The 25,512-nt window shown below is 31.3% G+C and carries 24 protein-coding genes, 3 tRNA genes and 2 pseudogenes; 19 read left to right on the top strand and 10 right to left on the bottom strand.

Annotated elements, in window-relative coordinates; all coding sequences use genetic code 11:
• Nucleotides 1-152: 152 nt before the first annotated feature.
• The 4 genes and pseudogenes from cydD (at nucleotide 153) to infA (ending at nucleotide 4,617) form a co-directional block, all read left to right on the top strand.
• The gene (gene cydD, locus CF386_RS00550) at nucleotides 153-1,889 is read left to right on the top strand and encodes a thiol reductant ABC exporter subunit CydD (RefSeq protein ID WP_089072593.1); all 1,737 of its coding nucleotides are present in this window, start codon (nucleotides 153-155) and stop codon (nucleotides 1,887-1,889) included.
• A 5-nt stretch (nucleotides 1,890-1,894) separates the two neighbouring features.
• Complete coding sequence (gene cydC, locus CF386_RS00555; RefSeq protein ID WP_089072594.1) at nucleotides 1,895-3,619, top strand: thiol reductant ABC exporter subunit CydC; 1,725 nt, start codon at nucleotides 1,895-1,897, stop codon at nucleotides 3,617-3,619.
• A pseudogene (gene aat, locus CF386_RS00560) lies at nucleotides 3,619-4,319 on the top strand (leucyl/phenylalanyl-tRNA--protein transferase). Before cydC ends, aat begins: the two are co-directional and overlap by 1 nt.
• 79 nt (nucleotides 4,320-4,398) lie before the next feature.
• The gene (infA, locus tag CF386_RS00565; RefSeq protein WP_089072595.1) at nucleotides 4,399-4,617 is read left to right on the top strand and encodes a translation initiation factor IF-1; all 219 of its coding nucleotides are present in this window, start codon (nucleotides 4,399-4,401) and stop codon (nucleotides 4,615-4,617) included.
• Nucleotides 4,618-4,661: 44 nt separating this feature from the next.
• On the opposite strand, the gene clpA is transcribed toward infA, so the two are convergent.
• A complete protein-coding gene (gene clpA / locus CF386_RS00570; RefSeq protein ID WP_089072596.1) occupies nucleotides 4,662-6,923 on the bottom strand; it encodes an ATP-dependent Clp protease ATP-binding subunit ClpA in 2,262 nt (753 codons plus the stop codon).
• Between the two features lie 27 nt (nucleotides 6,924-6,950).
• Nucleotides 6,951-7,265, bottom strand: a complete 315-nt coding sequence (gene clpS, locus CF386_RS00575) for an ATP-dependent Clp protease adapter ClpS (protein ID WP_089072597.1) — start codon at nucleotides 7,263-7,265, stop codon at nucleotides 6,951-6,953.
• 374 nt (nucleotides 7,266-7,639) lie between these two features.
• On the opposite strand from clpS, the gene CF386_RS00580 reads away from it, so the two are divergent.
• A complete protein-coding gene (locus tag CF386_RS00580) occupies nucleotides 7,640-7,870 on the top strand; it encodes a hypothetical protein (RefSeq protein ID WP_089072598.1) in 231 nt (76 codons plus the stop codon).
• Between the two features lie 43 nt (nucleotides 7,871-7,913).
• Complete coding sequence (locus CF386_RS00585; RefSeq protein ID WP_089072599.1) at nucleotides 7,914-8,252, top strand: hypothetical protein; 339 nt, start codon at nucleotides 7,914-7,916, stop codon at nucleotides 8,250-8,252.
• Nucleotides 8,253-8,298: 46 nt separating this feature from the next.
• Here CF386_RS00585 and icd read toward each other — a convergent pair whose 3' ends face one another.
• Nucleotides 8,299-9,546 carry an NADP-dependent isocitrate dehydrogenase gene (icd, locus tag CF386_RS00590; protein ID WP_089073732.1) on the bottom strand — a complete coding sequence of 416 codons (1,248 nt, stop codon included), beginning with the start codon at nucleotides 9,544-9,546 and terminating at the stop codon, nucleotides 8,299-8,301.
• Between the two features lie 117 nt (nucleotides 9,547-9,663).
• On the opposite strand from icd, the gene CF386_RS00595 reads away from it, so the two are divergent.
• The 6 genes from CF386_RS00595 (at nucleotide 9,664) to CF386_RS00620 (ending at nucleotide 14,603) form a co-directional block, all read left to right on the top strand.
• On the top strand, nucleotides 9,664-10,233 hold the full coding sequence (locus CF386_RS00595) for a pseudouridine synthase (protein ID WP_089072600.1): 570 nt from the start codon (nucleotides 9,664-9,666) through the stop codon (nucleotides 10,231-10,233).
• A gap of 63 nt (nucleotides 10,234-10,296) precedes the next feature.
• The gene (gene mnmA / locus CF386_RS00600; RefSeq protein WP_089072601.1) at nucleotides 10,297-11,385 is read left to right on the top strand and encodes a tRNA 2-thiouridine(34) synthase MnmA; all 1,089 of its coding nucleotides are present in this window, start codon (nucleotides 10,297-10,299) and stop codon (nucleotides 11,383-11,385) included.
• A gap of 16 nt (nucleotides 11,386-11,401) precedes the next feature.
• Nucleotides 11,402-11,755: a DUF489 family protein gene (locus CF386_RS13235; RefSeq protein ID WP_089072602.1), complete on the top strand. Its 354-nt coding sequence runs from the start codon at nucleotides 11,402-11,404 to the stop codon at nucleotides 11,753-11,755.
• Nucleotides 11,752-12,006: a DUF489 family protein gene (locus CF386_RS13555; RefSeq protein ID WP_089072603.1), complete on the top strand. Its 255-nt coding sequence runs from the start codon at nucleotides 11,752-11,754 to the stop codon at nucleotides 12,004-12,006. The genes CF386_RS13235 and CF386_RS13555 overlap by 4 nt, the downstream gene beginning before the upstream one ends.
• Before the next feature lie 40 nt (nucleotides 12,007-12,046).
• Nucleotides 12,047-13,417 carry an adenylosuccinate lyase gene (gene purB / locus CF386_RS00615; RefSeq protein ID WP_089072604.1) on the top strand — a complete coding sequence of 457 codons (1,371 nt, stop codon included), beginning with the start codon at nucleotides 12,047-12,049 and terminating at the stop codon, nucleotides 13,415-13,417.
• A gap of 40 nt (nucleotides 13,418-13,457) precedes the next feature.
• On the top strand, nucleotides 13,458-14,603 hold the full coding sequence (locus CF386_RS00620) for a cupin domain-containing protein (protein WP_089072605.1): 1,146 nt from the start codon (nucleotides 13,458-13,460) through the stop codon (nucleotides 14,601-14,603).
• 70 nt (nucleotides 14,604-14,673) lie between these two features.
• Here CF386_RS00620 and oppF read toward each other — a convergent pair whose 3' ends face one another.
• Genes oppF through oppB form a run of 4 tightly spaced genes read right to left on the bottom strand, consistent with a single transcriptional unit; the run spans nucleotide 14,674 to nucleotide 18,485 of the window.
• On the bottom strand, nucleotides 14,674-15,669 hold the full coding sequence (gene oppF, locus CF386_RS00625) for a murein tripeptide/oligopeptide ABC transporter ATP binding protein OppF (protein WP_089072606.1): 996 nt from the start codon (nucleotides 15,667-15,669) through the stop codon (nucleotides 14,674-14,676).
• Between the two features lie 2 nt (nucleotides 15,670-15,671).
• On the bottom strand, nucleotides 15,672-16,634 hold the full coding sequence (gene oppD / locus CF386_RS00630; RefSeq protein WP_089072607.1) for an oligopeptide ABC transporter ATP-binding protein OppD: 963 nt from the start codon (nucleotides 16,632-16,634) through the stop codon (nucleotides 15,672-15,674).
• 9 nt (nucleotides 16,635-16,643) lie between these two features.
• Nucleotides 16,644-17,549 (bottom strand): oligopeptide ABC transporter permease OppC, encoded by a 906-nt coding sequence (gene oppC / locus CF386_RS00635; protein ID WP_089072608.1) that lies wholly within the window; start codon nucleotides 17,547-17,549, stop codon nucleotides 16,644-16,646.
• A gap of 15 nt (nucleotides 17,550-17,564) precedes the next feature.
• Nucleotides 17,565-18,485: an oligopeptide ABC transporter permease OppB gene (oppB, locus tag CF386_RS00640; RefSeq protein WP_089072609.1), complete on the bottom strand. Its 921-nt coding sequence runs from the start codon at nucleotides 18,483-18,485 to the stop codon at nucleotides 17,565-17,567.
• 437 nt (nucleotides 18,486-18,922) lie between these two features.
• Between oppB and CF386_RS00645 the strand changes: the two genes are divergently transcribed.
• The gene (locus CF386_RS00645; RefSeq protein ID WP_089072610.1) at nucleotides 18,923-19,504 is read left to right on the top strand and encodes an LON peptidase substrate-binding domain-containing protein; all 582 of its coding nucleotides are present in this window, start codon (nucleotides 18,923-18,925) and stop codon (nucleotides 19,502-19,504) included.
• Here the strand turns inward: CF386_RS00645 and CF386_RS00650 are convergent.
• From CF386_RS00650 to uvrB, 3 genes are all read right to left on the bottom strand, one after another.
• The gene (locus CF386_RS00650) at nucleotides 19,485-19,817 is read right to left on the bottom strand and encodes an Hpt domain-containing protein (protein WP_089072611.1); all 333 of its coding nucleotides are present in this window, start codon (nucleotides 19,815-19,817) and stop codon (nucleotides 19,485-19,487) included. The two genes, CF386_RS00645 and CF386_RS00650, sit on opposite strands and share 20 nt — an antisense overlap.
• 11 nt (nucleotides 19,818-19,828) lie before the next feature.
• Nucleotides 19,829-21,211, bottom strand: coding sequence for a sigma-54-dependent transcriptional regulator (locus CF386_RS00655; RefSeq protein WP_089072612.1), 1,383 nt, complete (start codon nucleotides 21,209-21,211; stop codon nucleotides 19,829-19,831).
• Nucleotides 21,212-21,292: 81 nt separating this feature from the next.
• Nucleotides 21,293-23,254 carry an excinuclease ABC subunit UvrB gene (gene uvrB, locus CF386_RS00660; RefSeq protein ID WP_089072613.1) on the bottom strand — a complete coding sequence of 654 codons (1,962 nt, stop codon included), beginning with the start codon at nucleotides 23,252-23,254 and terminating at the stop codon, nucleotides 21,293-21,295.
• 132 nt (nucleotides 23,255-23,386) lie between these two features.
• On the opposite strand from uvrB, the gene CF386_RS00665 reads away from it, so the two are divergent.
• The 6 genes and pseudogenes from CF386_RS00665 (at nucleotide 23,387) to gloA (ending at nucleotide 25,511) form a co-directional block, all read left to right on the top strand.
• Nucleotides 23,387-23,462 (top strand) — tRNA-Asn (locus CF386_RS00665).
• 11 nt (nucleotides 23,463-23,473) lie between these two features.
• A tRNA-Asn gene (locus CF386_RS00670) sits at nucleotides 23,474-23,549 on the top strand.
• 11 nt (nucleotides 23,550-23,560) lie between these two features.
• Nucleotides 23,561-23,636, top strand: a tRNA-Asn gene (locus CF386_RS00675).
• A 159-nt stretch (nucleotides 23,637-23,795) separates the two neighbouring features.
• Nucleotides 23,796-24,176: pseudogene (locus CF386_RS00680) on the top strand (RnfABCDGE type electron transport complex subunit B); the annotation flags it as partial.
• A gap of 279 nt (nucleotides 24,177-24,455) precedes the next feature.
• Nucleotides 24,456-25,088, top strand: a complete 633-nt coding sequence (gene nth / locus CF386_RS00685; protein ID WP_089072615.1) for an endonuclease III — start codon at nucleotides 24,456-24,458, stop codon at nucleotides 25,086-25,088.
• Between the two features lie 9 nt (nucleotides 25,089-25,097).
• Nucleotides 25,098-25,511: a lactoylglutathione lyase gene (gloA, locus tag CF386_RS00690; protein ID WP_089072616.1), complete on the top strand. Its 414-nt coding sequence runs from the start codon at nucleotides 25,098-25,100 to the stop codon at nucleotides 25,509-25,511.
• Nucleotide 25,512 lies beyond the last annotated feature (1 nt).

Consider the following 25,512-nt stretch of genomic DNA (forward strand, 5'->3'; position numbering starts at 1 on the left):
TGATAACAGATTCATCGAAATATTTTTCATAAACAAATTATATTTTTTCATTTTTACAATCACATAATTAATTATTTTATGAAATAATATTCAAGTGTTTTTTATAATTACATTTTAAGTAGTAATCATTATTGAGCAGATAAATTAAAATTATGGAACAAAAAAAACAGAAAATTCTTTTGAATTGGTTAAACAGTTATACTAAAGCTGAAAAGAAATTATTACTCCTTTCAACTTGTTTACAGTTATTAGCTACACTTGCCCTTATTATGCAAATTAGTTGTATTGCCAAAATATTAAATGGTTTAATTATATTGAAGCAAACTAAATATGATCTCTTATACCCATTTGGATTATTACTATTATCAGTTTTTTTTAGAGCTTTACTTGTTTTTTTTAAAAATTACATCAATTATTCCTTTGGCGAAAAAATAAAGTTAATCATAAGAAGAAAAGTTATAGAAAAGATAGAAGATGTGGGCCCTATTTATTTGAAAACAAAGTCCACAGGGATTTGGAGCTCTATATTACTTGAGCAAATTGAAGAGCTTCAAGATTATTATTCAAAATATCTCCCTCAAAAATACATTATGATTTTAATTCCTATATTAATTTTGGTGCCTGTCTATTATTTTAATTACATTGCAGGGATAATACTTACGATAGCACTCCCTCTTCTTCCGTTATTCATGGTGTTGATTGGAAAAACTATGGCTCCAATAAGCCAAAAAAACTTTAAAGCATTGCAAAGATTATCTAGTATATTTTTTGATAGAATAAAAAACTTAAAAACCTTAAGATTATTTAATCAAGCTGAAGAGCAAAAAAATAAAATTGAGATTTTTGCAAACGATTGGAGAAAAAAAACTTTTCAAACCTTAAAAATTGCATTTATGCAAAGCTCAGTTTTAGAGTTTTTCACGTCCTTTTCAATTGCTATACTTGCCATCTTTATAGGTTTTAGCTTTTTGGGTCAGTTTAATTTTGGACCAGACGTCACATTATTCACAGGTTTATTTATTTTAATTATTGCACCAGACTTTTTCTTACCAATTAGAGAGTTTTCCAGCTTTTATCATGCAAAATCTCAAGCGCTCGGAGCATCAGATTCAATTTATGATTTTATCAAAAATAATAAAGCTATAAAAAAATCTTCAAAAAGAAGTTCTATTGAATCAGGACAACCCATATCGATCTCATTTAAGGATGTAGTAATTCTAGATGATCAAGGTAATAATATTATTGGCCCTTTGACTTTTGAAATAAAATCTAGTAGTTCAAATGCAATAATTGGGAAATCTGGATCAGGCAAAACTACTATCATTAATACTATCTTGGGCTATTATAATTACAAGGGTAGTATAAAAGTAAATAACATTGAATTGCATTCAATAGATATAAATTCATTCTATAATCTGATAAGTTGGATACCTCAGAACCCAGAATTATTTCAAGATTCAGTCTCCTTTAACATTGATTTACAAAACCAAACAACCCAAGAATTGATGAATGATTTAGTGAAAAAAACACAGCTTGAGAAATTCATTGACACTCTTCCCCAAAAAGAAAAAACTATTCTAACGGAAGATTCAAGCAATATTTCAGTGGGACAAGCTCAACGGATCGCAATTGCAAGAGCCTTCAATAAAAATGGTTCATTTTGGTTGTTGGATGAACCAACAGCAAGCTTGGATATAAGAACTTCTAATGAAATTTTTTATGAAATAAAAAAAAGAGCTCTTAATGGAAAACATACTGCACTCATTTCTACTCATGACAAAAGTATTTATTGTAATTTTGACAACATTATACTTATTGATAAAGGTGTAACAAAATTTTGTGGCCCTTATTCAAAATTTATTGAACATCAACAGTTAAATATAAAGTAAATAATATGAAAGAATTCAAACCTTTTCTCAAAACCTTTTTATCTCAATGGAAACCACTTAGTTATGGTGTGGTTCTGTCTCTCATAACCCTCATTGCTTCTATTTCGCTAATTACTTTGTCGGGTTGGTTTTTAACATCATGTGCTTTAGCAGGGCTTTTAGCAATAAGTTTTAACTACCTTTTACCCTCTGCGGGTGTTCGCTTTTTTGCAACCACAAAAACTGCTTCTCGTTGGGGTGATTTAATGCTCACTCATGATGCCTTATTTAAGGTAACAACAAAAATTCGAATTCATATTTTTTCTAAATTAATTCCTATAACACCGAACCAAAACCTTAATTTTAAAAGAGCCGAACTTCTAAATAGAATGATTTTAGATGTAAAATCCATTGAAGTTTTATATATAAACTGTATCACACCTTTATTTATATCATCTCTATCAATTTTGGTTATGTGTTATTTTTTAACTTTTTTTAGTCTTCAATTAGCAATATACTTATTGTTATTTTTTCTTTGTTTCATAACTTTTTTCCCTTACCTTTTTCATAAATTAAGCAAAGAACCAGGCTCAAAAGTTATTTCTCAACAAGCCAATTTAAGATTTGCACTACTAGAGTGGCTAAAAAATAGAAATACAATAGAAATCTATGGTTTAAATGATTCTTTTAAGAATAACATATATCTTAACGAGAAAACCTTTTACAAAACCCAACGTCATTTAAATAATATATCTATTTTTTCTTCATCTTTGATGATAGCTACATCAGGAATCATTTTGTTTTTAGTATTGTGGTTTCTGCCAGAGTTAGGTAAGAATTTAGCTCCATCATTATGGGCAATGTTTGCCTTTGCAGCATTAGCTATATTCGAAGCCTTTAATATGATTCCTCAAGCTTTTATGAATCTAGAAAAAACGAAAGGATCAGCTAGTCGCATAAACCAAATCATAAACTCCAGAACCAATATTAGTTTTCCTAATACAAATGTGAATTATGTTCCAAAATACCTGGATAAAATTTCTTTCCAAAATGTTAGTTTTAAATTTAACAACTCAAAACATTTGGTTTTAAAGAAAATTAACATGAATTTTTCTAAAGGACAGCATTTAGCTATTGTTGGTAAAACTGGAGTTGGAAAATCTACAATATTAAATTTATTAAACAGATTTTTAGAACCAACTGAGGGTTGTATTTTATTAGATAACTTGAATATAAATGAGGTGAGTGAAAAGCAACTTAGGAGCACTTTCTCAGTTATTTCGCAAAATATTGATATAATGAACGATACACTTGCAAATAATTTAAGATTAGCTAAACCTGATGCTACAGATGATGAATTATTATTAGTTTTGAAGAAGGTTCAACTTGATTATATATTTCGTACTAAAGATGACCTTGACATTTGGGTGGGTGAACAAGGTCGACAATTATCTGGGGGAGAGAGAAGAAGAGTTGGTATTGCGAGATCTTTGTTACAGGATACACCTGTGATCATAATGGATGAACCAACAGAGGGATTGGACACAAACACAGAAGATGCAATTTTTATGCTTTTAAAAGAAACGTTTAAATTAAAAACTATTCTTTATATTACACATAAGTTAAACCATATTGATTATTTTGATACTATAATTATGTTAAAAGATGGGCATATATTTGCTAATAAAAGTAATAAAAATATAAGTGACGTAAAAGCTGAAATAAGTGACTTGCTATTACAAGATGAATAATGAATATTCCTGAATTAGATCCTTCAAACTTGACATTTCCTCATCCCTCCTTGGCGCTTGCAAAACCTGATGGGTTAATCGCTTATGGAGGAAATCTATCCGAAAGGACGTTACTTAAATCTTATAGCGAGGGGATTTTCCCTTGGTATAATAGAACTGATCCTATCTTATGGTGGTGTCCATCTGAGCGCGCAATTATTAAACCTAAACAATTTAAGCTACAAAAAAGTTTAAGAAAATATCAAAAAAACATCAATATAAAATAACTATCAATTATTCATTTGAAAATGTTATATCTTTGTGTTTTCAAACTAGAAAAAAAGAGGAAACTTGGCTTAACCCTGAAATGATCAGTGCATACATAAATCTTCACTACCTAGGATATTGTCATTCAGTCGAAGTATGGTCAAATAATAATCTGGTTGGTGGTTTTTATGGATTAAGTATGGGGTCTGTTTTTTGTGGTGAGTCAATGTTTTCAGTTGCACCTAACGCATCTAAAGTTGCTTTGTGGTTTTTTTGCAATCATTTTTGTAAACATGGCGGACGTTTAATAGACTGCCAAGTACCAAGTAAACACCTAATAAGTATGGGTGCTGAAATAATTAAGCGTGATATTTTTTTGGAACAATTAAAAAATTATTCTAAATTAAAAATAAGCGCTTCTTGTTTTTCAAAAAAAGAGATATTTAATATTTAGTAAAATACTGCTTTACATATATGAAATTTAACGGCATTATTGCCAACATAAAAATGTTTTAATTACAAAAGAGGAATTAATGGCTAAAGAAGACGTTATTGAAATGGAAGGAACTGTCCTTGATACCCTTCCAAATACAATGTTCAGAGTTGAATTAGAAAACGGTCATGTAGTAACTGCACATATCTCTGGTAAAATGAGGAAAAACTACATTAGAATTTTAACTGGTGACAAAGTTACTGTAGAGTTAACTCCATATGATCTTACTAAAGGAAGAATCATATTCAGAGCTAGATAATTAACACTGATTTCTTCAATTATCTAACTCTGATCTTGAAGAAATCATCCTTTTTCTTCCGCGTATTCATTTAGATATTCAAAGGATATTTTTCCTTCTTTAAGAATTACTTTTACCGAACCACCTGTAGATAATTTTCCGAAAAGCAACTCATTTGCAAGAGGTTTTTTTATGTTTTCTTGGATGACTCTCTTCATTGGTCTTGCTCCCATACTTTCATCAAAACCATGTTGGGCTATCCATTTTTTTGCGTCATTTGATATTTCAATGGAAACACCTTTATCATCAAGCTTAGCCTGTAATTCTGTTATAAATTTGTCAACAACTTGATAAATCATATCTAAACTCAAACTCTCAAACCAAATGATATTATCTAACCTATTTCTAAACTCAGGGCTAAAAATCTTTTTAAGCTCAGACATAGCATCACTTGAGTGTTTTTGAGAGACAAGCCCAATAGATTTTTTTGAAATTTCTCTTACGCCTGCATTAGTAGTCATCACTAAAATAATGTTTCTAAAATCTGCTGTCCTACCATTATTATCAGTTAAACTTCCATTATCCATTACTTGTAATAATAAATTAAAAATATCTGGATGCGCTTTTTCAATTTCATCTAACAACAAAACAGCATGAGGTTTTTTTAAAACGGCATCAGTCAACAACCCACCTTGCTCATAACCAACATAACCAGGAGGAGAACCAATCAGACGACTAACTGTATGACTCTCCATGTATTCTGACATGTCAAATCGAAGCAAATCAATTCCTAACATTTTAGAAAGCTGGAGAGTTACTTCTGTCTTCCCTACTCCAGTTGGACCTGCAAATAGGAAAGAACCTATTGGTTTTTTATCCTCTCCTAGACCAGCTCTATTTAGCTTAATAGCTGAAGACAAAACATTTATTGCATTATCTTGGCCGAAAACAACAAGTTTTAATTTTTGCTCTAAACTACCTAGAACATCTTTATCAGATGCTGAGATATTTTTCTCTGGAATTCGAGCTATTTTCGCAATAATGCTTTCAATGTCTTGAACATTTACTGTTTTTTTCTTTTTAGAAGATGATTTTAGTTGGATTTTTGCGCCAACTTCATCAATTACATCGATTGCTTTATCCGGCAAATGACGCTCATTAATATATTTTGAAGAAAGTTCAACAGCAGCTTTAATGGCATATTTGGAGTATTTAACTGAATGATGAGATTCATACTTTGATTTTAGACCCATTAAAATTTTAGTTGCTTCAGAAATAGTAGGTTCAATTATATCTACTTTCTGGAATCTTCGAGCCAAGGCTCTTTCTTTTTCAAATACATTGTTTAACTCCTTATAAGTTGTAGATCCAATACATCTTAAGGAACCATTACTTAATAGCGGTTTGATTAGATTAGCTATATCGACCTGTCCACCCGATGCTGCACCAGCTCCGATTATAGTATGTATTTCATCAATAAATAATATATGGTTTTTATTACTTTGTAATTGTTTTAATATCAGCTTAAATCTTTTTTCGAAATCTCCTCGATATTTAGTACCAGCAAGAAGAGACCCAATATCTAAAGAGTATATCGTACAATTTTTAATTGCATCAGGAACTTTTTCATTCACTATCAAATAAGCTAACCCCTCTGCAATGGCTGTTTTACCAACACCTGCTTCTCCAACTAGCAAGGGATTATTTTTTCTTCTCCGGCACAAAACTTGTATTGTTCTTTCAATTTCACTCTCTCTACCAATGAGAGGATCTATCTGCCCCTTAGAGGCTAGGATATTTAAATTAGTTGCAAAGTTTTCAAGTTTTTCATCTTGTGTTTCAACAGAATCATTAATGGACGCATTATTACTTTCAAAGGTACCAGAATCAGGTTTAATAACACCATGAGAAATATAGTTAACTACATCCAAACGATTAATATTATATTTTTTTAATAAATATACAGCATGCGATTCCTGCTCACTGAAAATGGCAACTAAGACATTAATTCCATTTACTTCATTTTTTCCAGAAGACTGAACATGAAAAACTGCTCTTTGAAGTACCCTCTGAAAGCTTAATGTGGGTTGAGTTTCATATTCGCTTTGACTTTCTTCTGGAATAATTGGTGTGGTTTGTTCAATAAACTTTTTTAGATCTGATTTTAAATTAATAATATCTGCATTACATGCGTCCATAGCTTCTCTCACAGAAGCATTTGTTAGTAAAGCAATTAGTAAATGCTCTACTGTCATAAACTCATGTTTATAACTTTTAGCAATTGCGAAAGCTTCATTTAATGTTCTTTCTAGTTCTTTATTCAACATAAAACACCTCGCTTATTCAAATTTAATTTATACTTTCTCCATTTTACACAATAAAGGATGCTCTTCTTTACGAGCATAATTAGTAACTAAATTAACCTTTGTCTCAGCTATCTCAGCTGTAAAAACCCCGCATAAACCCTTGCCATTCTTGTGTACTTGAAACATTATAGTCGTTGCTTCATCAAAACTTTTAAAAAAAAATTTCATTAGAACATCTGTCACAAAATCCATTGGGGTGTAATCATCATTATACAAGACAACATTGTATAATGGTGGTTCAGTTAGTTGGCTTTGTTTTTTCTTTTCAGTTATTGATACTGCATCATTTATTGCATTCTTCATAATTTTATACTAGCTTAATAATTTGACCGTAGAAACCTTTAAATAATAAATATTAGATTACATTCAAACTAATAAATCTTCAATTTGAATATGATTTTCTTTATAGTGTACGATATATAAACTTAATGAAGTTAACTTTTTTATTATTTTTTCATTAAAAAATTTAATGATATTGTTATTACAAAAGTTCTCTTTTTCATTTCAAATTACCATTTAGCACAGACTTAATCTATTCAAAAGAATAAATAACTAAAAAATAATTTAAATTGTTGTGTTTGTTGCAAAAATTATTTCCTATCAATTAATAAATATTGACATTTTAAAAAAAACGTCAATATGCTTAATCATATAAAAATTTTAGATGCGATTTTACAATGAAATATATATTAATCCTTTTATCATGCTCTTTTTTTGTTTTAGCAGGTTGCACATCCACAAAAAATATGAACAAACAATCTAATAATTCAATGAAGGAATGGCAACAATCAGGTTTTAGCCAATCAGATGCAATAAAATGGCAACATGCTGGTTTTTCTCTTGAAGAAGCAAAAAATTATAAAGATAAAGGTTATATACCTGCAAGTGAACATCTTGGAACATTCTAATCTTTAATGTATGATGTAGAAGAAATAAATTTAAGGAATTAATATGAACATTACAAAAAAATTAGGTATATCTTCTTTAATAATTTTAGGACTCTCTGGTTGTGCTTCTCATAATTGGCAAGGTATGAATGAGACACAAATTGCAAATTATCAACAGGCTGGAATATCATCCGAGGAAGCCAATGAATGGAAAGACAAAGGGTTTAATTCTCAGGATGCTGTCGCTTGGAAAGACGCTGGTTTCTCTCCAGATACTGCTAATGAGTGGAAAGAAGGCTCATTCTCAGTAGACCAGGCTAAATCTTGGAAGTCAGCTGGATTTGATTTCGATGGTGCTGTGGAAAATAGAAGTAAAGGATTGACACCTGCTTCTAGTAAGTAAATATAAATTTAAAAAGCTGCTAAAAAGTCTTAGCAGCTGTATGATTTTACATATTTGAAATCATATCTTTGGCAAATTCCGAACACTTTCTAAGTGTTGCGCCATCCATAAGTCTTTCAAAGTCATAAGTCACAGTTTTATTTTTTATTGCTTTTTCCATTGAGTGAATTATCAAGTCAGCTGCTTCCGTCCAGCCTAAATGTCTTAACATCATCTCTGCTGATAAAATTAAAGAACCCGGATTAACCTTATCTTGGCCCGCATATTTTGGTGCTGTACCATGAGTAGCTTCAAACAAAGCGACACCATCGCCTATATTCGCACCCGGTGCTATACCAATTCCACCAACTTGTGCAGCTAATGCATCTGAAATATAATCTCCATTAAGATTCATAGTCGCAATTACATCATACTCGGCAGGTCTTAATAAAATTTGTTGTAAAAAAGCATCTGCGATTGAATCTTTAATTATAATCTCTTTACCTGTCTTAGGGTTTTTAAGAGTCATCCATGGACCACCATCAAGAAGAGTAGCTCCAAATTCTTTTGCAACTTCATATCCCCAGTCTTTGAAAGCACCCTCTGTAAACTTCATGATATTACCCTTGTGAACAATTGTTAATGAATCTCTATCATTATCAATTGTGTACTGAAGAGCAGCTCTTACTAATCTCTTAGTGCCTTCTTCTGATATAGGCTTTATACCAATACCACAATGTTCTGGAAATCTTATTTTTGTTGCACCCATTTCATTTTGTAAAAAATCAATTACTTTTTTTGCATCATCACTATCAGCTTTAAATTCAACACCTGCATAAATATCTTCAGAGTTCTCTCTAAAAATGACCATATCTGTTAGTTCTGGTTGTTTTAGTGGACTGGGTACTCCTTGAAAATAACGAACAGGTCGAACACATACATATAGATCCAGTTCTTGTCTTAATGCTACGTTTAAAGAACGAATTCCACCTCCAACGGGTGTAGTCAATGGACCTTTAATTGCAACTTTATATTCCCTAATGAAGTCAAGTGTTTCTTCCGGTAGCCACTCATCATCTCCATAAATATTAGTAGACTTTTCACCTGTATAGATTTCCATCCATTCAATGTGCTTTTTACCATTGTAAGCTTTATCTACTGCTGCATTGACAACGTCAATCATTGCTGGAGTGACATCTGCACCGATACCATCACCTTCAATAAAAGGGATAATAGGATTATCAGGTACAATTAGCTTATTATTATCAACGGTAATTTTATTTCCATTAGTTGGCACTTTCACATGACTTTGCATTGTATCTCCTAAAATGAATTTCAATTTCATAAAAATAATACTCGAATTGAAAAAATTAGCTATCAAAGTTATAATAAATTTAATATCGTTCATGCAAACTTAAATTTCCTAAAAATTATGAATTTAAACAAACCAGTTATTATTTTACTGAATAAACCTTTCGGAGTGTTATCACAATTTACAAGTGATTCAACACAAAAAAATCTTTCAGATTTGATACCTATCAAAAATTTTTATCCCGCCGGAAGATTAGACAAAGATAGCGAAGGGCTATTAATTTTAACCAATCAAGGTAAAATTCAATCTAGAATATCTCATCCTAAATATAAACTCAGAAAAACTTATTGGGTACAAGTTGAAGGAATAATTGATCAAGAAGCTATGGCTCTTTTAAGTAAAGGGGTTAAGCTTAAGGATGGTCTGACAAAACCAGCACAAGTAAAAAAAATTTTGGCTCCCAATGTGTGGGAACGATTTCCACCAATCAGAGAAAGAAAACATATACCAACAAGTTGGATTGAGCTATCTATTTCAGAAGGGAAAAATAGACAAGTAAGAAGAATGACCGCTCATGTCGGATTCCCTACTCTGAGGCTTATAAGAAGTGCTATAGGACCATACTCATTATCATCATCTAAACTCAAGCCTGGTGAATGGAAAAAAGTACACTATGAGTTTCCACATTAATTTAATTTTATTCAAAAATCTGTTAAAATATATTTTTTTTAATTATAGGCTTTGATTGTTCTTATGAAAAAAGTAATTGTAGGTATGTCAGGTGGAGTGGACTCGTCAGTTTCAGCATATTTGCTCAAAAAGCAAGGATATGAAGTCGAAGCTTTATTTATGAAAAATTGGGAAGAAGATGATACAGATGAATATTGTTCAGCAGCAAAAGATATGGATGATGCTCAAGCTGTTTGCGATAAGCTAGATATTAAACTCCATAAAGTCAACTTTTCAACCGAATATTGGGATAATGTTTTTGAGTATTTTTTGTCAGAATATAGAACCGGACGAACTCCTAATCCAGATATTTTATGTAACAAAGAAATAAAGTTTAAGGCATTTTTAGAGTATGCACAAACCATTTTGAAGGCTGATTATATTGCTATGGGGCACTATGCAAGAATTGATCAAGTGAATGGGAAATTTCGTCTTCTTAAAGGATTAGACCCTAATAAAGATCAAACTTACTTTCTTTACACGTTAGGCTCAGACGAACTCTCTAAATCGCTATTTCCTGTTGGTCAACTTTTAAAACCTGAAGTGAGAAAAATTGCTGAAGAAAATGGTCTTATTACATCTGATAAGAAAGATTCCACTGGGATTTGCTTCATTGGCGAGAGGAAATTTAAAGACTTTCTACAAACCTTTATCCCTGCACAACCAGGAAAAATTGTAAGCATCACCGGAGAAATTTTAGGACAGCATGAGGGACTGATGTATCATACTATTGGACAGCGTAAGGGATTGTTGATTGGAGGAAAAAAAGGAAAAACTGAAGAACCATGGTATGTTGTTGATAAAAATATTGAAACAAATGAATTAATCGTCGCTCAAGGAAAAAATAATGATGCTCTCATGTCAACTGGATTAATAGCTAGTCAGCTTCATTGGGTCGATAGAAATAACTTGAACACAACCATATCTGCATATGTAAAGACACGTTACAGACAAAATGATATAAAATGCAAAATAGAGCCCATTAATCATAAAACAGTAAAAGTTATATTTGAATCACCTCAATCATCTATTGCTCCTGGCCAATCAGCAGTATTTTATCAAGAAGATGTTTGTTTAGGTGGCGGTATAATAGAAGAAAGAATTAAACTATAAATTTTGGGAAAAATTAATGGAAAAGAATAAACTATACAATCAAACAATAGCTTTTTCTGGAATATGTCAAGCAATAACAATAATACAAAATATTGCAATCAATGGAACATATGAAGAGGATGATCTTATTAAAACTCTCAGAAGTATTTTAGTTACTCACCCTTCAAGTATTGATGATGTTTACAAAATTTCTGATCTTAATATAGGCTTAAACACTGTAGTAAATGGCTTTGATGATCCCAAATATGCAAAAGATTTATTTAGATATCTTGTAAGTGTTTTACAGATTGAAAAAAAAATTTCTCGAAACTCAAATCTTCTTCAACAAATAGGTAACAGAGTTTCTCAAATTAATAAAAAAATGAGTTGAATCAATTAGAAATAGGAGAAAATATCTCTGATTTTGCTTCAATATATTCCGATCTTATAAGTAATATACAACCCCGTATCCAAATTATAGGTAAACCTGAGAATTTAAAACAAATAGATAACCAAAAAAGAATAAGGGCCTTATTGTTGGCTGCCATCAGAAATACAATTTTATGGAAACAGTCGGGGGGAATAGGTTTACTATTTTATTCAGAAGAAATCAAATTATTAAACAAGCAAAAGAATATTTAAAAAGTCCAACTAATATTTAAAAAACCTTTAGGAAAACAAGATGCAATTATCAAATTTACTGGCAGTATCTCCAATTGATGGTAGATACATGAATAAAACACATGAACTACAAAATTTTTGTAGTGAATACGGTCTTTTAAAATATAGGACTATTGTTGAAGTTAGGTGGTTACAGAAACTTTCCGAAATTTCTGATATTTCAGAAGTTCCTAACCTCAGCGACTCTGCAAATCAACAACTGGAAAATATAATAAATAATTTTGATATTCGTAGCGCTGAACGTATCAAGGAGATTGAAAAAACAACCAATCATGATGTAAAAGCTGTAGAATATTTCATTAAAGAACAATTTAAAAATAACAATGAACTCAATTCAATTTCAGAATTTGTTCACTTTGCCTGTACTTCAGAAGATATCAATAACTTATCTCATGCTTTAATATTAAAAGATACCTTGGGTAAAGTTTTAATACCATACATGAAATTAATAATATCTGATTTAACTTGTTTAGCACAAAGTTTAAAAAAATCACCTTTGTTATCTAGAACTCACGGTCAACCGGCTTCTCCATCAACAATGGGTAAGGAAATTGCAAACACAATTTATAGACTTAAAAAGCAAATATCATTAATTGCAAACACAAAATTACTAGGGAAAATAAATGGTGCAGTAGGTAATTATAATGCCCATATTTCAGCCTATCCAAACGTCGACTGGGAAAATATAAGTGCCAACTTTGTATCTTCTTTAGGTTTAGACTGGAATCCGATGACAACTCAAATTGAACCTCATGATTATATCTCTGAACTATTCGATAATATCTCTCGATTTAACACCATTCTCATTGATTTCAATAGAGATATTTGGGGATACATTGCTTTAGGTCACTTCAAGCAAAAAACAGTTAAGGGTGAAATTGGATCATCTACAATGCCTCATAAAGTCAATCCAATTGATTTTGAAAACTCTGAAGGCAATTTAGGTTTGGCAAATGCTGTGCTTCATCATTTATCAGCAAAACTGCCTATATCAAGATGGCAAAGAGACTTGACTGATTCAACTGTACTAAGAAATTTGGGGGTTGGTTTAGGTTATTCCGTAATAGCTTACCAAGCTTCTCTAAAAGGTGTTTCAAAACTAGAAATTAATCAACATAATTTATTAAATGATCTTCAACAAAATTGGGAGGTTTTAGCTGAGCCAATTCAAACAGTCATGAGAAAATATGGAATAGAAAAACCTTATGAAAAGCTCAAGGAGTTAACCAGAGGAAAAAGAATTTCTCAAAAAGAGATAATTGAATTTGTTGATACACTCGATATGCCAGAAAATGCAAAAAATGATTTAAAACTTTTATCACCAGAAGATTATATAGGTCTTGCAGAACAACTTGCGATTAAATATCTTTGATATGCTAGAATACCATTATATTTTTTTATAATGGTATTTTATGTCCTCCTTTGAATTAAATTTTTCGAAAGACCAATTTTTAAAATCTTATTGGCAAAAAAAACCTGTTTTTTATAAAAACGCAATCACTAACTTTAAAGATCCTATCACTCCAAATGAATTAGCTGGTTTATCTATGGAGGGTTTCATAGACTCCAGAGAAGTAAGTAATACCGAAAACAAATGGAAAGTTAAACAAGGTCCCTTATCTTTTAATAAAAAAAATAATCCAACAAAAAATTGGATGTTTCTAGTACAAGCAACAAATCATTGGCACGATGGAGTTGACTCTCTTAGTAGATATTTTGATTTTCTTCCTAATTGGTTATTTGATGATATTATGGTAGGTTTTTCTACTGAGGATAGCAGTGTTGGTGCTCATATTGATAATTATGATGTATTTATTCTTCAGGGTAAAGGTAAAAGAAGATGGACTGTCGGAGATAAAGAAGGGAATTATAAATTGGACCAAAGCCAAAAAAATTTACAACTTATTGAAAACTTCTCACCTATGATAGATGTCACTTTAGAGGCAGGCGATCTGTTATACATTCCTATAGGCTTTCCTCACAAAGCCATTGCTCTTGAGGATTCAATGAGCTATTCGATTGGATATCGCTCACCTAATCAACAAGAAATTTTAAGTCACTACACAGATTATTTAATTGATAAAAACATAAATAAAAACCACTATATAAATAGAAACTTAACAGCCAGAGTTGATCCTAACAATGTTTCACATGAGGATGAAAAATTACTTTATGATATGACTCTTAAATGTTTAGAGAATCAGGAAACTTTTAGAGATTTTTTAGGATTATACCTCAGCACACCAAGGCATGAGCAGGATATTTTTACGGATAACTATTCCTCAATTGAAGTCAAAGAACTTCTAATAAATAAAACAACTCTATACCTTACTAATGGCGTTAAATTTATATATTTTGAGAATGAGAAAAGTAAACAAACACTATACATTAACGGTCAATCATTTGAAATAGATAGTAAACATTTCCAAGAAATTAAAAAGATATCTCAGTTCAAGAAAGTAAATGACCAGATAATTACACCAGAAGCATTATTTTCAGACAATATAATAAAATTTATAACCAAAATTTTAAATTTAGGTTTGCTTTTTTATAAATAAGACAATGATTTATAAAAAAAGTGAACTGAAATTATTCAGTTCACTTTATGTGTTTTTCAAGGTATTTTTATTATGATGGAAAATGGCAAGATGCAAAATGTTCTTCACTTTCTTCTTTGAACACAGGCTTTTTCTGTGCACATAAATCTTGAGCTTTAGGACATCTTGTTCTAAAAACACATCCTGAGGGAGGTGAGATAGGAGAAGGCAAATCTCCTTCAAGAAGTTCAATTTTTTTGTTCCTTTCTAGCTTTGGATCTGGTATTGGAACAACGCTCAATAAAGCTTTAGTATATGGGTGTTTTGGATCTTTAAATAATTGAGTACTAGTTGATAGTTCAACAGCATTACCGAGATACATGACTAAAACTCTATCTGAAATATGTTTCACTATTGATAAGTCATGTGCAATAAAAATTAAAGATAACCCCATTTCCTTTTGCAATTCTTTCAATAAATTAACAACCTGAGCTTGAATAGATACATCAAGAGCAGAAACTGGCTCATCACAAATAATTAGTTTTGGCTCTAAGATAAGTGCTCTAGCTATACCAATTCTTTGGCATTGGCCTCCTGAAAATTCATGAGGGTAGCGATTAATCACATTGGGTAACAACCCCACTTTCTTCATCATACTTTTAACTTTATCTTTAATTTCAGCTTTAGTTAAGTGAGGATAATGAATCGTTAAAGGTTCAGCTATAATGTTTCCAATTGTCATTCTTGGGTTTAAAGAAGCCAATGGATCTTGAAAGATCATCTGTAAGTTCTTTCTATGTGGTAGCATTTCCTTTTCATTTAAGCTTGTAATGTCATTTCCCAACCAAACAACTTTACCATCACGTATTGGAACCAACTTAATTAAAGCTCTCGCTAATGTCGATTTACCGCAACCGGACTCACCAACAACGCCCAAAGTTTCTCCTTCAAAAATATCTAGACTGACCCCATCAACTGCCTTTAAGTCAAGTTTTTTGCTCCAAGGCATAGCGCCTTTTGGAGAAATTTTAAAATAAACTTTCAGATCATCAACACTAAGTAAAATATTTTTATTTTGAACAGTCATAATTATGCACCTCCTTTCCAAAAGCACGCTCTTTGTCTTACATCATCAAAAGTTTCGAGAATTGGAGATTCTTTCTTGCATTCTGTTTGAACTCGATGACATCTCTCTTGGAACGGACAACCTTTGGGTAAACTTAATAAGTTTGGTGGATTTCCTGGTATTGTTGGTAATATGTCGCCCTCATGATCTAGTCTAGGAATTGCTCCTAATAAGCCTTCTGTGTATGGGTGTGAAGGTTTGTAAAATATATCATTTACACCACCATATTCCATTGTTCTTCCAGCATACATTACAAGCACTTTATCGCAAGAACCAGCAACAACACCTAGATCGTGGGTAATTAATATAATGGCAGTATTAAACTCCTTTTTTAAATCGTTTAATAATTCCATTATTTGTGCCTGTACAGTTACATCTAAAGCTGTTGTAGGCTCATCAGCTATTAATAACTGAGGTTGACAAAGAAGTGACATAGCTATCATAACTCTTTGTCTCATTCCACCTGAAAACTCATGGGGATACATAGACATTCTTTTTCTAGATTCAGGCATTTTCACAGCATCTAACATTTTAACTGATGTTTCAAACGCTTCTTTATGACTCATACCTTTATGAAGTTTAAGAACTTCCATCATTTGAGGTCCAATCTTCATATATGGATTTAAAGATGTCATAGGATCTTGAAATATCATCGATATTTTTTCGGCTCGTATATGATTTAACTCTTTTTCTGATAAATTAAGAATTGAGTTACCTTCAAATTTAGCTTCACCTGAAATTTTTCCATTTTTAGCCAATAATCCCATCAGTGAAAAGGCTGTTTGACTTTTACCCGATCCTGACTCTCCAACAATACCTAATGTTTCACCTTTATCTAACTCGAAATTTAAATTATTGACCGCTGTTACGATGCCATCAGGCGTTGTGAATTCAACTCGTAAATCTTTAACACTTAATAAACTCATTCTATTACCTTACCTATCTTTCGGATCCAGAGCATCACGTAAACCATCGCCCATAAAGTTAAAACAAAACAAAGTTACAACCATAAAAATCGCTGGAATAATCAATTGATATGGAGCAACTTCCATAGTTTGCTGTCCTTGATTAAGTAGAGTACCCCAACTTGACATTGGAGCCTGAACGCCTAAACCTAGAAAACTTAAAAATGATTCAATTAGTATCATTCCTGGAACTAAAAGAGTTGCGTAAACCACAACAACTCCTAATAAATTGGGTACAATATGCTTCACAACTATTTTAAAAGTACTCACACCACAAACATGAGCTGCTTCTATAAATTCTTTATTTTTAAGTCCTAATGTTTGACCACGTACAATTCTAGCCATGTCTAACCAACTGACAGCTCCAATTGCAACAAAAATTAAAATAATATTTTTTCCAAAAAATGTAGTTAACAAAATTACAAAAAACATAAATGGGAAAGAATATAAAATTTCAACAGCACGCATCATAATGGAGTCAACTTTGCCACCGACAAAACCTGAAATTGCCCCATACAAAGTACCAACAAGAACGGCTACCAAAGCACCTACTACACCAACCATCAATGATATGCGCCCTCCCATACACACTCTTACAAACAAATCACGTCCAAGAGTGTCTGTTCCAAACAGATGAGCCATACTTGGTGCTTGATTAATTGCTCCCCAATCAGTTTGAGCATATCCATATTTACTTAAAAAAGGACCAATGATCACTAAAGCTGTAATAGCTAGCAATATAAATAAACTAACCATAGCTGCTTTGTTTTTTACAAATCTATTTTTTGCATCTTGCCATAAACTTCTGCCTTCTACTTCGAGGTTTGTATTTTCTGCAATATTGCTTATTGATTCAATTTTCTTTTTTGATAACATTTTTATACCTCAAAGTTACATACGAATTTTAGGATCAATAACGGCTAATAAAATATCTGCAATAGCATTAAATGCAATTGTCAGTGCCCCGATTAAAACAGTTACGCCCAATACGACTCCATAGTCTCTATTTAAAGCTCCATTAACAAATATTTGCCCAATTCCAGGAAGACCAAAAATTGTCTCTATTACAACAGAACCAGTGATAATTCCAACAAAAGCAGGTCCCATAAAAGAAGCTATAGGAAGTAGCGATGGTCTAAGAGCATGCTTAAGAATTATTCTTGTTTTTGACAGTCCCTTCGCCTTAGCAGTTCTTATAAAGTTTGAATTCAAAACTTCAATAAGACTTCCTCTCATAATTCTTGCCATGCTTGCAACGTAATACATCATCATACCAATAACTGGTAAAACTAAATATTGCGGAGCGCCACCATTCCATCCACCAGCTGGTAACCAATGAAGAGAAACTGCAAAAATTAAAACTAATAATGGACCTAATACAAAGTTAGGGATAGCAACCCCGATCATTGCTGTTGACATCAGAAGATAATCGATCCAGCTATTTTGATTTAAAGCGGCTAAACAACCAAAAGATATACCAATGATTAAACATAATATGAATGCAATTACACCAATTTTGGCCGATACAGGGAATGCAGCCCGAACAAGTTCCGTTACGCTTGAATCCTTGTATTTAAAAGAAGGGCCTAAATCTCCATGAGAAAGATTCTTCAAATAATTCCAATATTGCACTGCCATTGGTTTATCTAATCCATATTTAGCATTTAAGTTTTTCATAACCTGCGGAGGTAATGCTCTGTCACTAGAAAAGGGATTACCTGGGGCAAGTCTCATCATAAAAAAAGAAATTGTAATTAAAATAAGCAAAGTAGGAATAGCTACTCCAATTCGCTTTAAAATAAATTTAAGCATCGTAATTAATAACCTTATAAATTATCGAAATGAACATAAAATTAAACAGTTGTACAAAATTAATGCTTAATTTGAACTGAGTAAAGTTTCTGCTGGATAAGATTTGGAATTTTTTGGATTGCAATAAAGCAACTACTAAAAAAGCAATATTTGCTATTGATTTTTTGATTTATCATGTTTAAATCACCGTATTCTATTGTTGTGTTTATTATGGTCGTTTAATTATTATTAAAATTAATTTCAGGAACAACAATTAAACAAATTTTTCTTATTATGAGTTTGCATAATAAAAAAAATATTACAAAACTGCAAATAAAATTATAATGAAAATTTCAATTTTTTTTTTTTGCTTAATTTTAATGCTTTCACATAATTATAATTTGGGCATAAATATTGCGTCTATAAATCAAGATTGATTAGCAATTATTTATAAAAAAATGAAAATACCTATTTTACTAGAAAGAAAGCATGTTTTGCCAAATGGCTGTAATCAAATATATTTAAATTTGAATCTACACATTAATACATTAAAATTCAGTTTTGAAAATCAAAATAGATTCGGTTTATGTATGTTTGAAACTTCCACGACTGAAAAAATAGGATACCAATTATTTAACACTGGGACAGTTGTTGAAATAATAGACTTTAATTCATCTTTTCCTTCAAACAAATTAGAATTGACTATAAAGGGTGTTCAACATTTTTCAATAGCAGAGATATTTGAAGAACAAAAAACCTTGTTTGCCAAAATAAAATTAAGTTTTAATAATGATCAGTTTGTTCAGTTGAATAATAATGAGTACAATATATTAGCTAAAAATTTAAAACTTTTTTTTAAAAAAAATCCTTCTGTTTCATGTTTATATAAGGAAAAGGAGTGGGATAATATAAAATGGATATGTGACCGCTTAATAGAAATACTACCATTATCTCCGTCCGACAAACAAGCCCTAATTCATAATCAAAATTTTGAAAAAGTATGTAATTACCTTTTACAAATTATGACTGTAAGTCACTAATATCTTGAAAAACTTCGATAGTTTCTGAAATCATTTCTGTCAATTTGGTTACACTTGAATCTTTTAAATTATTTGCTTTTATATCAGTATTAATTTCAAACGCTAGAATGGATAATTCTTCTGCACCAAATGTGCCCGCTGTACTTTTAAGAGTATGTGTAATTGAACTTAATTCTTCATTAGAAATGGTGTCTACTTGTAATTTACTATAATTTTCTTTGAGATCTTCAATAAAAACCTTAAGAAGATCAGATAGATCGGCGTACCCAACTTCATTTTCAAGAGCCTTTAAAATATCCTTATTTAAAATCAATGGTTTATCTCCTAATTAATGTCTTTCCAAGTTTGAAGTTTTCTATAAATGGTAGATGAGCTGACTTCAAGAAACTTAGCGGCTCTAGGGATATTACCATCACACAACTCAATAACTTCCTCAATATATCTTTTTTCGTGTATCCATAGAGGAACAATCTTATCCAAAGTTTTTTGAGGTTTTTCATCGAAAGAACTTATAATATGGATTTGTTTATTATTTTCAAATTTCAAAATATTTGGCAACATCTGATATTCGACTACATCACCCTCATTTAAAACAACTATGTTTGTTATAATATTTTTGAGTTGTCTGATATTTCCTGGCCAAGTGTAACGCAAAAATGCTTCTTGAGTATCCGATGAAAATGATGTGAACTTTTTTGATTCTTCAATAGAAACACTTAAAAGTATTGAATTTGCAATTTGTAAAATATCCGCGCCTCTCTCACGAAGAGGAGGAAGGCCTATAGGAATAACAAATAGTCTATAAAATAAGTCTTTTCTAAAGAGGCCTTTTTCAACGGCTTCCCAAGGATCTCTATTAGTAGCACAAACAATCTTTACATCAGAGTACATTATTTCAGATGTCCCTACTTTTTGATACTCTCCACTTTGCAAAAATCTTAGCAGTTTAGACTGTAAATTAATCGCCATTTCACATATTTCATCAAGAAATAACGTTCCACCGTCAACTAATTCAGCTGCGCCTTTTCTTTCAACAGATGCATCTGTAAACGCACCTTTCACATGGCCAAATATCTCACTTTCCATTAAATCTTTTGGTATTGCAGCACAGTTTAATGCGATAAATCTTTTGGAACTTCTTGTGCTCATAGCATGCACAGTTTCTGCACATATTTCTTTACCAGTACCACTCTCACCTGTTATAAATATTGTTGCTTTCGACTTTGAGGATGACTTTATTATTCTGAAAACATCTTTCATTTGAGGACATGAACCAATAAAAGTTTGTTTTTCTGCGTTAGATACTTTAGATTGAATTAAATCTGTATCAGGGAATAAAAGTTTGTTGATAGATATTCTTATTTGAGATGATTTTAATGGTTTTAGTATAAAATCTTTTGCTCCAAGTTTCATGGCATTGATAGCCAGATCAATTGAAGCATTTCCAGTCATAATAATTGATAAAATATTTAATTTCTTTTTGTGAATATGTTTCAATATCTGTATACCAGACATATCTGGTAATTGGATATCTAATAAAATCAGATCAATCTCTTTTTCTTTGAGTTTGTTAAGTGCATCTTTACCATTTAAACTAATCTGTATATTAAAGTCTAAAGGAGCCAAATATTTATAATATAGAGATGCCTCTGATTGAGAGTCCTCAACAATTAAGATGCTTTTTTTATTAGAAGTACCCTTTAACATAATTTAAATAAATTTCCATTTATTATAATTAACTTATAAATTTAAGTATAAGCTTCTAATTGATTTTTAACATCTCTATAATTATTTTTTTTTCAAAATATTAATTTTATCTCTAATTTTTGCAGCTTGTTCAAACTCTAAACTTAAAGCATATTCTTTCATTTTCTTCTCTAGATTTGGGATGTCTTCAATAGTATATTGATGTTCATCTTCAGAAATTTTCATCTTGTCAACACAATCATCTGCTACTTCCATGATATCGGAAATTTTACGTTGAACTTGTTTAGGTTTTATATTGTGTTTAACATTAAATTCATTTTGTAGCTCTCTTCTTTTGCGAGTAATTTTGATTGCACTATCCATTGATTTAGTAATATTATCTGCATACAAAATGGCTTGTCCGTTTATATTTCTCGCTGCCCTTCCAATAGTTTGAATTAAAGAACGCTCTGATCTTAAAAAACCCTCTTTATCTGCATCTAAAATTGCAACTAGTGATACTTCAGGCATATCCAACCCTTCCCTTAAAAGATTTATACCAACTAATACATCAAAATTACCTGCCCTCAAATCTTGAATAATTTCCACTCTCTCAACTGTATCAATATCAGAATGCAAATATTTTATTTTGATTCCCTGTTCTGAATAATAATTTGTAAGATCCTCCGCCATTTTTTTTGTTAATGTAGTAATTAAAACTCTTTCATTTTTGTCTGTACATCTTTTAATTTCGGAAACTAAATCATCAACTTGAGTAGATGCTGGCTTTACTTGAATTACTGGATCTAATAATCCAGTAGGTCTAATTATTTGTCTTATACTTTTACCACTTTTATCCAATTCGTAATGACTAGGTGTAGCAGATACAAAAATAGTTTGGGGAGATAAATCTTCAAATTCTTTGAACTTTAAAGGTCTATTATCTAAAGCTGATGGAAGCCTAAATCCATATTTAACTAAATTTTCTTTTCTAGAACGATCTCCTTTATACATTGCTCCAATTTGCGGAACAGTTACATGAGATTCATCGATAAACATTAGGCCATCGCTAGGGAAATAATCAATTAATGTAGGTGGTGGGTTTCCATCAATTCTGCCACTTAGATATCGAGAATAATTTTCAATTCCTGAACAATACCCAAGCTCTTTCATCATTTCAATATCAAACAAAGTTCTTTCTCTTAGTCTTTGTTCCTCAATAAACTTTTCATTTCTGTGAAACTCTTGAAGTGATGTATGTAATTCTGACTTGATTGATCTTATTGCTTCTAAAATAGTTGAGCGTGGGGTGACATAATGAGTTTTGGGGTAAATTGTCACTCTACTTATGTTCTTTTTGTTTAAAGCACCTGTCAATGGATCAAAACTACTAATATTTTCTATTTCATCATCAAAAGATTCAATCCTAAAACAATATTTTTCAGATTCTGCTGGGAATATATCAACAACATCTCCTCTAACACGATAACAGCCTCTTTTTAATTCAGTATCGTTTCTTTCAAGTTGAAGCTCAGCGAGCTTGAGAGTAAGATCTTTTTTAGAAAAAATATCACCTACTCTGAGATGTAATACCATTTTTAAATAGGAGTCAGGATCTCCTAGGCCATATATTGCAGAAACCGATGCTACAATTACCACATCTCTCCTCTCTAATAATGATTTTGTAGCTGAAAGTCGCATTTGTTCAATATGCTCATTGATTGAAGCATCTTTTTCAATAAAAGTATCTGTCGATGCTACATATGCTTCTGGTTGATAGTAATCATAATAAGATACAAAGTATTCAACTGCATTGTTGGGAAAAAAATCTTTCATTTCACCATATAACTGGGCCGCTAGTGTTTTATTTGGAGCCATAATTAATGTGGGTTTATTAAGTGTCTTAATAACATTTGCCATTGTATATGTTTTACCACTGCCTGTAACACCTTCGAGAGTTTGATATAGTTCGCCATTTACAACACCCTCAACTAATTTTTTTATTGCTTGTGGTTGATCACCTTTTGGGAGTAATTTTGATCTTAATTTAAATTCATTATTCATTATTCAATTACTAAAGTATTATGATACTAACATATTAAAGCATAACTTGATTAAAGAAAAACCAAACAATACTTTTTCAAATAAAAAATATTGACAAGTTAAAAGACTAAATATATTATTCTTCCCAGTTTTTCCCCCTTAGTTCAGTTGGTAGAACGCCGGACTGTTAATCCGTATGTCGCTGGTTCGAGTCCAGCAGGGGGAGCCAAATTTAAATATTCCCCCTTAGTTCAGTTGGTAGAACGCCGGACTGTTAATCCGTATGTCGCTGGTTCGAGTCCAGCAGGGGGAGCCAAATTTAAATATTCCCCCTTAGTTCAGTTGGTAGAACGCCGGACTGTTAATCCGTATGTCGCTGGTTCGAGTCCAGCAGGGGGAGCCAACTCAAACATAAAAATAATCTTTTTCAATTTTCAAAAATTTCTATCGTTCAACTACTAATAAAGTTTTCAAAAAGTCTATGAATAAATACATTTTTCACTTAAAATAATACTATATTAATAAATTAAATGGTTCAAAATTGTCACAATCTAATAAAAAAATTGTAGAAAAGATTAATGCTATTTTACCACAGACTCAATGTGGCCAATGTGGTTATAATGGTTGCAAGCCATATGCTGAAGCAATATCAGAAGGTGAATCTATAAATCTTTGCCCACCTGGGAAAGATTTTGTTATAAAAGAGTTATCTGATTTGCTGAATGTACCCGCTATAAAACCTAATTATGATAAATCACTATCGGATGAAAAATTTGCCAAAATTGATGAAAGTGCTTGTATAGGTTGCACGAAATGTTTAGATGCATGCCCAGTAGATGCAATCGTTGGTGCAAAAAAACAAATTCATACCGTTTTCATTGAACAATGCACTGGATGTGAACTTTGTGTTTCACCCTGCCCTACTGACTGTATATCAATTGTAAAAAGTGACGAGAAAATATCTTATGATATTTTCAAAACTAAACGACTTAATAATCATATTTTTTTTGAAAAAAAGAATAAAAGAATAAATATTAAATCAATATCAAAATCAAGAAGTTCAAAAATAACAACAAATAGTAATGAAAGTGACATAAAAGCAGCTATTGAAAGAGTAAGGGCAAAAAAGAAAAATAACTCATTTTCTAGTAACAATATTGCCATACAAAAAGCAATTGAAAAGGCTAGGAAAGCTCAACTAAATAAGTAAAAGGGAAAAACTTTGAATAACAATAAAAGAGTTCAAATATTTGAGCGATTCAAGCAAAATAACCCAAAACCTGAAACTGAGCTTAACTGGACATCCCCTTTCGAATTATTGATAGCTGTAATTTTATCTGCTCAAGCTACTGATGTTTCTGTAAACAAAGCGACCGATAAGCTTTTTCCAATTGCAAACACACCTGATGCAATCAAAAATATGGGATTAGCCACGTTAAAAACCTATATAAAAACAATAGGTTTATTTAATTCTAAAGCTGAAAATATAATTAAAACTTGCAAAATATTACTAATAAAGCATGATGGCAAAGTGCCTGATAATCGTGACGATCTTGAAAAGCTTCCTGGCGTGGGAAGAAAAACAGCAAATGTGGTTTTAAATACAGCCTTTAATCAACCGACCATTGCAGTTGATACGCACATCTTTAGAGTAAGTAATAGAACAAAGTTAGCATCGGGCGATACGGTCATTAAGGTAGAAGAAAAACTATTGAAAGTTGTTCCTACGAAATTTAAATATGATATTCATCATTGGCTTATTCTTCATGGACGCTACGTTTGTACCGCAAGAAAACCGAATTGTGAAAATTGTTTAATACATGATTTGTGTGAATTTAATGAAAAAGTATATTAGGAGAAATCAATGAAAGAAAAAAACAAATTTCTACACGTAATGTTAAGAGTTAATGATTTAGACGAATCAATAAATTTTTATCAAAATATCTTTGATTTAAAGTTACTCAGAAAGAATGATAATCAGGAATATAAGTATACGCTTGCTTTTCTAGGATATGGTAACGAAGACTCTCATACTGTAATTGAGTTAACGTACAATTGGGGCGAGTCTAATTATAAACTTGGTACAGCATTTGGACACTTGGCATTTGGAGTTGAAAATATTAAAGATGCAGTAGATAAAGCTAGGGAGTATGGTGTGAAAGTCACGCGTGAGCCTGGTCCTGTTTTAGGAGGAAGTACAATTATTGCATTTATTGAAGATCCCAATGGTTATAAAATTGAATTGATTGAAAGTAAATCATTAAAAGAAGAACTTTAAT

This window comes from Paraphotobacterium marinum (genome assembly GCF_002216855.1).
Classification (GTDB): Bacteria; Pseudomonadota; Gammaproteobacteria; order Enterobacterales; family Vibrionaceae; genus Paraphotobacterium; species Paraphotobacterium marinum.